The following is a 12,713-nucleotide window of genomic DNA, read 5'->3' as shown; positions in this document are numbered from 1 at the left end:
GTAAATTAACCAGATGGGGGCGGACATGAATGCAGCCAAGCGGACAGAGGAAGAGAGTCGGCCGGTCATCGATCTCGCGCTGTTTGGTGCCTTGGGCGACCTGTCGCTGCGCAAGCTCTGTCCGGCGCTCTATCACCTCGACCGCGAGGGCCTGCTACATGACGATACGCGTATCCTGGGGCTGGCCCGCCAGGACCTGAAGCCCGATGCCTTTCGTCGGCAAATTGCCGATACCCTGCAGACCTATGTCAAACCCGCGGAACTCGACCGCGAGGCCGTCAAGCGCTTCATCGCGCGTCTCGATTACCTGCAGCTCGATTTCGCCACCGCCGAGGGCTATCGCGGCATTACCGAGTGGCGTGAAGCCGTGCGCCACGACACCGTCGTCTGCCCCCTGGTCGTCTACCTGGCGGTGCCGGCGAGCCTGTACGGCGACATCTGTCGCCATCTTCAGGCCGGTGAGTGTCTCGACGAGCTCTCCCGCGTGGTGGTCGAGAAGCCGATCGGCTACGATTTCGAATCCTCCTGCGAAATCAACGACGCCATTGGCGAGGTTTTCCCTGAGTCCCAGGTCTATCGCATCGATCATTACCTGGGCAAGGAGACCGTCCAGAATCTGATTGCGCTGCGCTTCGCCAATCCCCTGTTCGGCACCCAGTGGAACCAGAACCATATCTCCCATGTCGAGATCACCGTCGCCGAGCAGGTCGGCATCGAAGGGCGCTGGGGCTATTTCGATCGTGCCGGCCAGCTGCGCGACATGGTGCAGAACCATTTGCTGCAGCTGGTTTGCCTGATCGCCATGGATCCGCCGGCCAACCTGGATGCCGACGCCATCCGCGACGAGAAGGTCAAGGTGCTCAAGGCGCTGCAGCCTTTCAGCGAAACCAAGCTCAACCGTGACGTGGTGCGCGGCCAGTACATCGCCGGTACCATCAAGGGCAAGGGCGTGCCGGGCTACCTGGAGGAAGAGGGCGCCAACCGCGACAGCGAGACCGAAACCTTTGTGGCCATGAAGACCGGCGTGTCGAACTGGCGCTGGGCGGGAGTGCCGTTCTATCTGCGCACGGGCAAACGCATGCCGGAGAAGCTGTCGCAGATCGTCATTCATTTCCGCCAGCAGCCGCACTACATCTTCGACCCCGATCAGCGCAATCTGGCGGCCAACAAGCTGGTCATCCGTCTGCAGCCCGACGAGGGCATCGCCCTCGAGGTGCTGACCAAGGACAGTGGCCTGGACCGGGGCATGCGTCTGCGCCGCGGCCCGCTGCACCTGGATTTCGGCAACGCCTTCCCCCAGACGCGGATACCCGATGCCTACGAGCGACTGCTGCTTGAGGTGATGAAAGGGCAGCAGTACCTGTTCGTGCGCCGCGACGAGGTGGAGCATGCCTGGCACTGGTGCGATAGCCTGATCGCCGCCTGGAAGGAAATGGGTGAGCCGCCGCGGCGCTACCCGGCCGGTTCCTGGGGGCCGGTAGCTTCCATCGCCATGATCACCCAGGATGGGCGCAGCTGGTACGAGGACTACTGATATGACGCAAGCGAATGCCAGGCCGCGCGAGCAGCTCGCCGAGCAGCTCGCCGAGGCCACCAGTGAAGCGCTGCGCCAGGACCTGGCGCAGCAGGAGCGGGCCCTGCTGGTGCTTTCCGGCGGCTCGACGCCGGTACCTTACTTTCAGGCCCTTTCCCGGCAGGAACTGCCCTGGGAGCGGGTCGACGTGACCCTGGCCGACGAGCGCTGGGTTAGCGAGTCGGACGAGGCCAGCAATGCGCGGCTGGTACGCCAACACCTGTTGCAGGGCAAGGCGGCGGCGGCCAGCTTCGTCTCCCTGACTACCACCGATGAGACCCCGGAGCAGGGCGTCGAGGCGGTCACCCGGCGCATCGAGACGTTGGCTTGGCCCGCCAGCCTGGTAGTGCTGGGCATGGGCGGCGACGGCCACACCGCCTCGCTGTTTCCCGATAGCCGTGAGCTGGAGCTGGGCCTGACCACCGACGCCCCGGTGCTGGCCGCGCGCACGCCCAGCCAGCCCCAGGCGCGCATCACCCTGAGCGCCGACCGACTGCACCAGGCGCGACGTCACGTGCTGCACATTACCGGCGACGACAAGCGCAGCGTACTGGCCCGGGCCATGTCCGGCGACGACTCGCGAGAGCTGCCGATACGCGCCTTCCTTTCCTGCCCGTTGGCCGTTTACTGGGCCCCCTGAACTGGAGTCTGCACATGACCATCGACAAACAGCTGCCGTCCACGCGCACCACCGAACTCGACAGCATCTGCCTCAAGGCCGAGGTCATCCCGGTGCTGGCCATCGAGCGGGTGGAAGACGCCGTGCCGCTGGGCCGCGCCCTGGTCGAGGGTGGGCTCACGGTACTGGAAGTCACCCTGCGCACCGACTGTGCCCTCGAGGCGATACGTCGCCTGAAGGAGGCGCTGCCCCAGGCCAGCATCGGCGTGGGCACCGTACTGACTCCATCCCAATATCGCCAGAGCGAGCAGGTGGGCGCCGATTTCGTGGTGACCCCCGGCACCACCGAGGCGCTCTATCGCTACGGCGTGAGCAGCCCGGTGCCGATGCTGCCCGGTGTCGCCACGGTGTCCGAGCTGATGACCGGCTGGCAATATGGTTATCGCCGCTTCAAGTTCTTTCCCGCTGAAGCCAGCGGTGGCGTCAAGGCGTTGAAGGCCTTCGCCGGCCCGATACCCGAGGCGCGCTTCTGCCCCACCGGCGGCATCACTCTCGACAATGCCGAGGACTACCTGGCGCTGAAGAACGTGATGTGCGTGGGCGGCTCCTGGCTGACGCCGAAGTCGCTGGTCGACGCCGAGGACTGGACCGGCATTCGCCAGCTCGCCAAGGAAGCCGCTCAGCGCTTCCATCACTGAGCCCGGCTTTGTAACGAATCTCGTTGTGCTCTCTCGACAGCCCGTTGCTGTCTTTGTGCCCGGCCTTATGGCCGGGTTTTTTTCGTCATTCGTCGGATGCTGCTTACACGACGGATCAGTAGGCCTCCCACGCCTCGTCTTTTCGTACCTTGTTTGCCCCTCGTCTGGAGCTGCCAGCTATCAGTGCGCCAGCCTCAGGATACGGCTTGGTGGGATCTGGGCGTGTATCGCTGCCACTGAAAGCCCCGGCGCTGTGGCCCAGTGCACGTACCTCATTATCCAAGGAAGCCGTAGCTGCACGATATCGCTGCATGCTGTCTGCGCTGGTTTGGGTCGCCTGGTCGATTTCACCAATGGCTTGGCTGATCTGACCAATGCCCTGGCTTTGTTCTGCCGTGGCAGCGCTGATCTCCTGCATCAAGCCATTGACTTTGTGGCTGGCTGACCTAATGGCTGACATGGCGTCCTCGGCTTCGCGGGCATGTGACCGGCCGGCCTCAATTTCGCTGCGTGCCGTGTTGATCAAGGCTTGCACACGGTGGGCGGCGCTTGCCGACTCGCTGGCCAACTTGCGCACTTCCTGTGCCACCACCGCAAAGCCGCGACCATGCTCTCCGGCACGGGCCGCCTCGACCGATGCGTTAAGGGCCAGAATATTGGTCTGGAAGGCGATGCTGTCTATAGTCCCGACGATGCCGGCCATGTTGTCGGCCTGGCGTGTAATCTCCTGCATCGAGGTGGCGAGCGTCTGCATGACTTGGGCAGCGTGATTGACTGCCTCCACATTGCCCAGCGTCGCCATGCTGGCCTGTTTCGCATGCTCCGCGCTCTGGCTGACCGTGGCACTGATCTGCTCGGAGCTGGCAGCGGTTTGCTGTACCGATGAGGATTGCTGCTCGAGTCGACTGGCCATCGAGCCGTTGTTATTCACCAGTTCCGTCACCGCTGGCTCGACGATACCGATGCGTCGCTCAACCTCGCCTATCAAAGCTTCCAGTGACTGACGCATGAACGCTAGGGCGTTCAGCATGTTTCCCAGTTCATCCCCTCGTTGAGGAGGGAGGGCAGCCTTGAGGTTGCCGGCCGCGACCTGCAACGCGAAATCATGGGCTTGATGCAAGGAGCGTCGCAGGCGTGCGGCTCCACGCCAATTCAGCCATGCCAGTAGTGCACCGCCGGGAATGCCGGCGGCAGCGAGGCCTTCGTTCCATAGCGAGGCTGAGTCCGGCAATGTGCTCCAAGCCATTAGACTCACCCCCGCTGGCAGCGCAGCGATGGCAACACTGCCTATGAGGCTGCGGGTCGCCAGGTTGTGCCAGCCGATACGCCTCAAGGCGTGCAGGACGCCGCGCCGGTAGGGGCGGCCATGACTGACGGAGTAACGTCTGCCTTTTTCACGAATATCGCGATACACCTGCTCGGCGTGGGCGGTCTCTTCGGCACTTGGTTTAACGCGTATGGAGGCATAACCCTTGAGCACGCCGTTTTCTCGGAGAGGCACCACATTGGCTCGAACCCAGTAGTGATCCCCGTTCTTGCGTCGGTTCTTTACCAGACCGGACCAGAACTCGCCTTGTTGCAAATCATGCCACATGTCGCCGAAGACGCTAGGGGGCATATCCGGATGACGCACCAGGTTGTGTGGAGATCCAATCAGTTCCGTGTAGTCATAGCCACTAACGTCGATAAAGCGCTGGTTGGCATAGGTGATGATGCTGCGTGTATCCGTCTTGGAGATGAGAACGTCATCCTCGTGCAGCTGATACTCTCTTTGTGTTATGGGACCGTTGTGGCGCATGAACGACCTCGAAGGTAAAAGTTATACACAACCTTCACCGTCGAGGCCGTGTAGCAAACTTATACCGCCTTTGTATCATTTTTGTATAGTAAAATGCTCCTGTCTCAACGATTGTTAATGCCAGCCGACTGGTAGCCCGGTGAGCGAAGTTTCTGACTAGTGCAGCCCAAGGAAGCCTGTCCGGCTCCCATCGGGCTGCGCTGATAGCCGTTATGCATCATTTTCTTTCAGGCGTTGGCGGCAATGGCCACCGATGCCGCGCCGCGCTTGATTGCAGCGTAGCCCAGGCCGGTGATCAGAGAGCCGATGACGATGGCGCCCAAGTAGAGCAGTACCGGCGTGATGGCGTTGGGTATCAGCAGCACGAAGATGCCGCCATGGGGTGCCATCAACTGGGCACCGACCAGCATGGAGAGTGCGCCGGTGATGGCACCTCCTACCATGCAGGCCGGAATCACCCGCAGCGGATCCTTGGCGGCGAAGGGTATGGCGCCCTCGCTGATGAAGCACAGCCCCAGCACGAACGACGCCTTGCCCGCCTCACGCTCCGGTTCGGAGAACTTCTGGCGCGCGACGAAGCTGGCGATGCCCATGCCGATGGCCGGCACCATGCCGGCGGCCATGATCGCCGCCATCGGCGCGTAGGTCTGGGTTGAGAGCAGGCCGACGCCGAAAGTATAGGCCGCCTTGTTGACTGGCCCGCCCAGGTCGAAGCACATCATGGCGCCGAGCAGGATACCGAGCAGCACGGCATTGGCCGAACTCATGGCGGCTAGGAATTCGGTCAGGCCGGCGAGAATGGCCGCCACCGGCTCGCCGATGACGTAGATCATGGTCAGCCCGGTGACCAGGCTTGCGAGCAGCGGGATGATCAGGATCGGCTTGAGCGACTCGACGCTCTTCGGCAACTTGACGTGCCGGGTCACGGCCAGCGCCACGTAGCCGGCGAGGAAGCCGGCGAGAATGCCACCGATGAAGCCGGCGCCGATCTCCGCCGCCAGCATGCCGCCGATCATGCCCGGGGCGATCCCGGGGCGGTCGGCGATGGAGTAGGCAATGTAGCCGGCCAGCACGGGAATCATCAGGGCAAAGGCGGTGCCACCGCCGATCTGCATCAGCGCCGCAGCCAGCGTACCTTCCTGTTCGAAGGCCTCGATACCGAACACGAAGGAGAGCGCAATCAGCAGGCCCCCGGCCACCACCATGGGCAGCATGAACGAGACGCCGGTGAGCAGGTGCTTGTAGACCCCCTTCTCCTTGAGGCTCTTGCCGGCCTCGCGCTTGTCGGTAGCGCTACCGACCTCTTCCACCTCGGCCTCGGCCAGCGCCGTCTCGATGGTGGGGCGCGGTTTCTTGAGCGCATTGCCGCTGGAGGTGCGGTAGATCCGCTTGCCGGCGAAGCGGGTCGGGTCGACTTCGATGTCGCAGGCCAGTATCACCACGTCGGCCGCGGCGATCTCCTCGTCGGTCAGCTTGTCCTGGGCGCCTACCGAACCCTGGGTCTCGACGCGGATCGCATAACCCAGTGATTTTCCCGCCTCGCTCAGTGCTTCGGCGGCCATGAAGGTGTGGGCCACGCCGGTCGGGCAGGCCGTCACGGCGACGATCTTGTTGCCACCGGCCTCCGGCGTGGGGGCCGCGCTGGTGGCGGGTGGGGTATATTCGCCGGCTTGCTGCTGGGCACGAGCGAGAAAGGCCTCTGGGTCGGGCAGTGCCTCGTCGATAGGGGCCTGGAACAGGCGCTTGCCGCGGAAACGCTCGGCCGCAGGGACCTGCTCGGCGGCGACCACGATCAAGTCGGCGGCGGCAATGGCCTGGGTCGAGACAGGCTCGGCGGCCTCGAGCTGACTGTGCATCTCGACGCTGGGCTGCCAGCCAAGGCGACGAGCGGCCTGCTCGAGGCGGCGGGCGGCGAGGAAAGTGGTGGCCATGCCGCTGGGGCAGGCGGTGATGATGATGACGTTCATGCGAGGGCTCCCCCGGCGTCGACGTCGTTGAGGCGACGTACGCGGGTCTGTTGTTGGAGTTGCGGGAAGTCGTCGGCGTGGGCGTTGCCCACGCCCATGTGACGAACCGACTCGGCGGAGAGGGCGGTGGCCAGGCGCAGTGCCTGTTCGGGAGGGTGGCCCGACAGCACACCGTGCAGCAGGGCGGCGAGCAGGGTATCGCCGGCCCCCACGGTACTGGCCACCGCCAGGTGTGGCGGTATGGCCTGCCAGGCGCCGCGGCGGCTGACCCACAGCACGCCGGCGGGGCCGGCGGAGACCACGGCCTCCTCTATGCCGGCCGCGTAGAGTCGCAGCGCGGCTTTCAGCCGAGCCTCGCCGGTGTCGAGGCTTTCGCCGGCCCAGGCGGCGAGCTCCTGCTCGTTGGGTTTGACCGCGGTGGGGCGGGCATCGATGGCCAGGGCGAGGGCTTCCCCGCTGGTATCGACCCATACCGGTAATCCGGCGTCACGCAGCCTGGCGGTCAGCGCGGCCAGATTGTCCGGCGCTATGCCCGGCGGCAGGCTGCCGGCGATCACCACCGCATCGGGACGGCGCCGGGAGTCGCCGATGCGCGTATCGAGCCCGTCGAGCAGACGCTGCCAGTCCGTGGCGTCGATCGCCGTGCCGGGGCCGTTGATGTCGGTGACGCGGCCGTCGGCTTCGGCGAGCTTGGCGTTGATGCGCGTCTCGCCGGGCACGCGAAGGAAGGCGTCCTCCACCTTCATTGACTCGAAGGCGCGCAGGAAAGGACCGTCGTTGTCGGCGCCGAGAAAGCCCGACACCGTCACGTCGTGGCCGAGATCGGCCAGTACACGGGCGACGTTGACGCCCTTGCCGGCCGCCGTCAGGTGGGTCTCGCGGGTGCGGTTGACCTTGCCCGGCACCAGCCGCTCCAGGCCCACGGAAAGATCCAGCGCCGGGTTGAGCGTGAGGGTCAGTACGCGGGCCATCAGCGTGCCTCCAGGGCGTCGCGAACCGACTCGCTGGTGGCCTGGCCCAGCGCCAGCTCGGCTTGGGCGCGGGCTTCGTTCAGGTCGAACTCGCGCAACCTGGCCTTGACCAGCGGTACCTGTCGCGCGCTGACCGAGAGCTCGTCGACGCCGAGGCCGACCAGCACCGGCACGGCCAGGGCATCGCTGGCGAGTTCACCGCAAACCCCGACCCACTTGCCGTGGGCGTGGGCTGCCGCCACGGTCATCTCGATCAGGCGCAGCACCGCCGGGTGCAGGCCGTCGGCGTGGGCCGAAAGCACGGGGTGGTCGCGATCGATGGCCAGCGTGTACTGGGTCAGGTCGTTGGTGCCCACCGAGAAGAAGTCGCCCTCGGCGGCCAGCGTCGGTGCCAGCAGCGCCGCCGAAGGTACCTCGATCATCACGCCGAGCTGCACGTCCGTGGCACGCTCGGCCGCGGGGATCTCGTCGAGCAAGCGGTCGAAGATGGCGCGAGCGGCACGGAACTCGCCCACGTCCTTGACCATCGGCAGCATGATGCGCAGCGGCCTTGACGTTCCCTCGGCGTCGGGGGCGGCGGCCATCAGCAGTGCGCGCAGCTGGGTCTCGAGCACTTCGGGGCGGGTCAGCGTCAAGCGGATGCCGCGCAGACCGAGGAAGGGGTTGTCCTCCTTGGGTACCGGCCAGTAGGGCAGTGGCTTGTCGCCGCCCACGTCGAGAGTGCGGGCGACCAGCGGGCGTCCTTTCAGGGCGTCGAGCGCCTCGCGATACTCGCCGATCTGGGTGTCGAGGTCCGGTTCCTGGGCATGGGCCATGAACAGGAATTCGGTGCGCAGCAGGCCGACGGCCTCGGCACCGCGCTCCACGGCGTCGGCCGCGTGCGTCGTGTTGCCCAGGTTGGCGGCCACCTCGACGCGATGGCCATCGCGACAGCGTGCCTCCTCGAAGCGTGTCTCCCAGGCTTCGGCCTCGCGCTGCTGACGCTCGACCAGGCGCTGCTCGGCGGCGGCGCGACGCTCTGTGGAAGGCGCCGGGGTCACGCGGCCGCGCTCGCCGTCGAGGATCAGCTCGCTGCCGTCCGCCAGGGTCAGCACCCGTTCGCCGGCCCCCACCACGGCGGGAATGCCCAGCGCCCGGGCCAGTATCGCACTGTGTGCGGTGGCGCCGCCGCGGGCGGTGAGCAGTCCGCGTACCCGGCGCGTATCGAGCCGTGCCACGTCGGAAGGGCCGATATCGTCGGTCACCAGGATGTAGGGCGTTTCCGGCGGTTCCGGCAGGCTCACGTGGCACAGGATCCCGAGCACGCGGCGGCCGACGTCGCGCAGGTCGGCGGCGCGCTCGGCAAGCAGGCGGTCGGCGAGCATCTCCTGGGCGTGGGCGGCGGTCTCGATGGCCTCCCACCAGGCGGCTTCGGCAGAGCGCCCATCATGGATGCCTTCAAGGGCCGCCTCGAACAGCTCGGGATCTTGCAGCATCTCCTCGTGCATGGAGAGAATCTGTGCCACCTCGCCGCCGCGGGCTTCGCGCTCGAGCGCCTCGAGCTGGGCCACACCCTCGACGATGGCGCTCTGCAGCCGGCGCTGCTGCTCTGCCGGGTCGGCGGCGCGTTGGGGATAGTCGAAGCGTGGCGTCTGCAATACGAAGACCGGCGCAATGGCGAGCCCCGGCGAGGCAGCCACACCAGGATGCGGCGTATCGACGGGCAGTGGCTCGGCGGGCGCGGCGTCGGCCTGCGGCGTGATGCGCTCGCGGCTCTCGTCGAAGGGCATGACCTGTTCGCCGAGACCATCGGCCACGGCTCGGCACACGGCGTCGAGCGCCTCGGCGGCGTGCTCGCCCTCGGCGGAGAAGGCCAACTGCTGGCCGCGTCGGGCGCCGAGATTGATCACCTTGGTCAGGCTGGTGGTCGGTACCGCGGCACCGCCGCCTTCGGCCAGGCGTACATGTATGGGGATACCCTGTTGACGGGCCATCTGTACCAGTTGCTTGGCCGGGCGGGCATGCAGGCCGTGGGCATTGAGAACGCGGGCGAGCCGAGTGTGGGCAGTGGCCGACTCACCGGCCAATCGCGCCAGTACGGTGGCGGCGTCGGCGCTGGACAGCTCGGCGGCGGCGCCGCTGTCGAGCAGGGCCAGGATCCGCTCCAGCAGGCCGCGGTGGGCATCGCCTTTGGCGGCCAGGCAGAAGACGCCTTTCACCGTTTCGCCACCGCTCACAAGCTTCGCTTCGGGAGTGGCCAGAGCCAGCGCCGGGACTTCCACACCCTGCCCACTCGTAGCCAGCCATAGCCCTTGGCCGAGCCGGGTCGGCTCGCGCTCGGCCACCGCGGCGACGAAGCCGTTGCCGACACAGCCGAGCTGACGCAGCCGGGCGGCACCGGCCAGGGCCAGCTCGCGAGCGTCGCGAGCGGGAAAGCCGAGGCACAGGGTCTCGGCGTCCAGGCGTGCCTCCACTACCGCTTTGGATAGCAGAGCGGCCACCTCGGTGGCCGAGCGGGCCTCGGCCAGGCGCTGGCCGACGCTGTCGTCATCGAGCACGTGGGTGAGCTGGCGCAAGATGTCGAGATGCTCATCACTCTGGGCAGCGATGCTCACCAGCACGTGGACACGCTGGCCGTCGTGCCATTCGACACCGGTCGGAAACTGCAGCACGCGCACGCCCGTGGTGTGAACATGCTCGCGACTCTCGGGCGTGCCGTGGGGAATGGCGATGGCATTGCCGAGATAGGTGGAGGACTGGGTCTCGCGCTGAAACAGGCCTTCACGGTAGGCGGGGGCAGTCAGCCCCGCCTGCTGCAGCGACTCGGCGGCCTGCTCCAGTGCGGCGCGCCAGTCGGCTGCCTGGCAGTCGAGGCGGATGTCCTCGGGGCGAAGCGTGAGCATCGGTAAATCTCCTGATCAAAGAGGTGACATGCCTGCCGTCGAATGCGTCTTGACGTTGTGAAAAGCTATGCTGAATCGTGTCACCTTTCATGTTTACCATGCTGGATCGATTCATTTGGTTTCGCAAGCCGCTATTTCTTAGACTTTCGCAGGGGGCGGGGTGGGCCGTGTGTGGCGTAGAATCGGCCTTGGCATATTGAGGGATACCATGACACTAGCCGAAATCGCCCGACTGGCCGGGGTCTCGCGCACTACCGCCAGCTACGTCATCAATGGCAAGGCCGCCGAGCGGCGAATCAGCCAGGACACCGTCGACAAGGTGATGGCAGTGGTGCGGGAGCATCGCTACCGGGTCGATGCCCAGGCTGCGGGGCTGCGGCGCGGCTCGAGCCGTACGCTGGGGCTGATCGTTCCCGACCTGGAGAACGTCAGCTATGCGCGTCTGGCCAAGCGGCTGGAGCGCGGTGCTCGCGAACAGGGGTATCAGTTGTTGATCGTCGGTTCCGACGACCAGCCGGATACCGAGCGTGACTTGGCGCTATCGCTGCGCGCGCAGCGCTGCGAGGTACTGATTACCGCCAGTTGCCTGCCGATGGATGATCCCTTCTACAAGGAGTTGCTGCAGGGTGGCCTGCCGGTAGTGGCGGTCGACCGCGGCTTCGATCCGCAGCGCTTCGCCAGCGTGGTGAGCAACGACCGCGAAGCCGCCGAACAGCTGACCCGCTCGATGCTCGACGACTCGGTGAAGCGTATCGCCTGGCTGGATGCCGTGCCGGCGCTTTCCATCAGCCGTGAGCGGCGGGCCGGCTTCCAGCAGGCGCTGGCACGACATGACGCCGAAGCGCTGGTCTATGGCGCCGAGCGCTACGATCGAGCCGATGGTGCGCAACTGATGCGCCAACTGCTCGATCGCCACGGCTTGCCGGATGCCGTGGTCACGGCCTCCTATACCCTGCTCGACGGTGTCTTCGACATGCTGCTGGAAGAGGGTGGCCTGCCGCAGACGCTGCGCATGGCGACCTTCGGCGACAGCCGGCTGCTGGATTTTCTGCCCCTGCCAGTCAATTCGGCGGTGCAGGACCACGACCGCATGGCGTCGATGGCGCTGGCCTGTGCTCTGGCGGCGTCGCAGGGCGACTATCGCGTGGGGCAGCAGGTCGTGCCGCGGACCCTGAGGCGCCGGCTGCCGGTCAGGCTCGCATCATGATTGCCTAGCCCCGCAGTCGGGCCAGATCCTCTCGATCGGGCAGGGCGGCATAGGCGCCGGGGCGGGTCACTGCGTGGGCGCCGCAATTGGCTGCGGTACCCAGGGCGCGCTTGAGGAAGCTCTCGTCCTGGTGCCAAACCCCTTCCGGATCCTCAAGGCGGCCGGCGAGCTCGGCCAGTAATCCTCCGATGAAGGCGTCGCCGCCGGCGGTGGTATCCACCGCTTCGACCTTCGGCGGGGTATGGTGCAGCTCCTTGCCCACACCCACGGCGCGTACCTCGCCCGGGCCATCGGTAATCACCAGCAGCCTGACGCCGGCGGCGAGCCGCTCGGCCAGCCAGGCGTCGGTCGGGTGGTCGGCGCGCAGGTAGTCAAGCTCATCGGTCGACAGCTTGACCAGCCCGGCGCGGTCGATCAGTTGAGTGACCAGGGCGATGTCGGCATAACCGCTGGGCCAGAGGTTGTGACGCAAGTTGGCATCGACGCTGACCAGGCAGCCGGCTCGGTCCGCCATATCGGCCATGGCAAGGGTGGTGTCGGCGATCTCGGGCTCGGTGAGGCTGTTGCTGCAGAAGTGAACGATGGCGGGCTCTGCGAATACGCCGGCTGGCAGGTGCTCGAGGCGATAGAGCAGGTCGGCGGCGGGCGGGCGGTAGAAGTCGAAGGTACGCTCGCCGTCGGCATCGCGTGAAACGAAGGCCAGTGCCGTGCGCGCCTCGTGGGTGCGGACCACGCCGGAGAGGTCGACGCCGTGGGCGGCAAGTTCCGCGGCGAGGAAGTCGCCGAAGTGGTCCTCGCCGAGCATGCCGAGAAAGCGACTGTGCACGCCCAGCCGCGCACAGGCCACCGCCACGTTGGCCGGCGCGCCGCCGGCATAGGGCGTAAAGGTCTCGGGGGCGTCGCTGCTCTGGTCGCCGAGCCTGCTTGAGAGCATGTCGACCAGGGCTTCACCGAATGCGATCACGGATGTCATGTGGACTCCTCAGTTGTCAGTATCG

At 66.2% G+C, this 12,713-nt stretch carries 9 protein-coding genes; 4 read left to right on the top strand and 5 right to left on the bottom strand.

Going from position 1 to position 12,713, the window contains the following annotated elements; all coding sequences use genetic code 11:
• Positions 1–25: 25 nt before the first annotated feature.
• From zwf to HNO52_RS15505, 3 genes are read left to right on the top strand one after another with little or no spacing between them, the layout of a single operon-like run.
• Positions 26–1,534 (top strand): glucose-6-phosphate dehydrogenase, encoded by a 1,509-nt coding sequence (gene zwf / locus HNO52_RS15515; RefSeq protein WP_197566139.1) that lies wholly within the window; start codon positions 26–28, stop codon positions 1,532–1,534.
• 1 nt (position 1,535) lies between these two features.
• The gene (gene pgl, locus HNO52_RS15510) at positions 1,536–2,213 is read left to right on the top strand and encodes a 6-phosphogluconolactonase (RefSeq protein ID WP_197566138.1); all 678 of its coding nucleotides are present in this window, start codon (positions 1,536–1,538) and stop codon (positions 2,211–2,213) included.
• A gap of 14 nt (positions 2,214–2,227) precedes the next feature.
• Positions 2,228–2,890: a bifunctional 4-hydroxy-2-oxoglutarate aldolase/2-dehydro-3-deoxy-phosphogluconate aldolase gene (locus HNO52_RS15505; protein ID WP_197566137.1), complete on the top strand. Its 663-nt coding sequence runs from the start codon at positions 2,228–2,230 to the stop codon at positions 2,888–2,890.
• Between the two features lie 115 nt (positions 2,891–3,005).
• Here HNO52_RS15505 and HNO52_RS15500 read toward each other — a convergent pair whose 3' ends face one another.
• The 4 genes from HNO52_RS15500 to ptsP all read right to left on the bottom strand — a co-directional run bounded on the left by HNO52_RS15500 (position 3,006) and on the right by ptsP (position 10,508).
• Entirely contained in the window at positions 3,006–4,688 is a 1,683-nt protein-coding gene (locus HNO52_RS15500) for a methyl-accepting chemotaxis protein (RefSeq protein WP_197566136.1), read from the bottom strand.
• A gap of 227 nt (positions 4,689–4,915) precedes the next feature.
• Positions 4,916–6,655 carry a PTS fructose-like transporter subunit IIB gene (locus HNO52_RS15495; protein WP_197566135.1) on the bottom strand — a complete coding sequence of 580 codons (1,740 nt, stop codon included), beginning with the start codon at positions 6,653–6,655 and terminating at the stop codon, positions 4,916–4,918.
• Positions 6,652–7,626, bottom strand: a complete 975-nt coding sequence (gene pfkB, locus HNO52_RS15490) for a 1-phosphofructokinase (protein ID WP_197566134.1) — start codon at positions 7,624–7,626, stop codon at positions 6,652–6,654. The genes HNO52_RS15495 and pfkB overlap by 4 nt, the downstream gene beginning before the upstream one ends.
• Positions 7,626–10,508: a phosphoenolpyruvate--protein phosphotransferase gene (gene ptsP / locus HNO52_RS15485; protein ID WP_197566133.1), complete on the bottom strand. Its 2,883-nt coding sequence runs from the start codon at positions 10,506–10,508 to the stop codon at positions 7,626–7,628. The genes pfkB and ptsP overlap by 1 nt, the downstream gene beginning before the upstream one ends.
• Before the next feature lie 208 nt (positions 10,509–10,716).
• On the opposite strand from ptsP, the gene cra reads away from it, so the two are divergent.
• Positions 10,717–11,715, top strand: a complete 999-nt coding sequence (cra, locus tag HNO52_RS15480) for a catabolite repressor/activator (RefSeq protein ID WP_197566132.1) — start codon at positions 10,717–10,719, stop codon at positions 11,713–11,715.
• A 4-nt stretch (positions 11,716–11,719) separates the two neighbouring features.
• Here cra and HNO52_RS15475 read toward each other — a convergent pair whose 3' ends face one another.
• Positions 11,720–12,688 (bottom strand): carbohydrate kinase family protein, encoded by a 969-nt coding sequence (locus HNO52_RS15475; RefSeq protein WP_197566131.1) that lies wholly within the window; start codon positions 12,686–12,688, stop codon positions 11,720–11,722.
• Positions 12,689–12,713 lie beyond the last annotated feature (25 nt).

The sequence above is a fragment of the Halomonas sp. MCCC 1A13316 genome, assembly GCF_014931605.1.
GTDB lineage: Bacteria > Pseudomonadota > Gammaproteobacteria > Pseudomonadales > Halomonadaceae > Halomonas.
The sequence above is the reverse complement of the archived record's forward strand: the minus strand, read 5'-3'. Positions and strand labels throughout refer to the sequence as shown.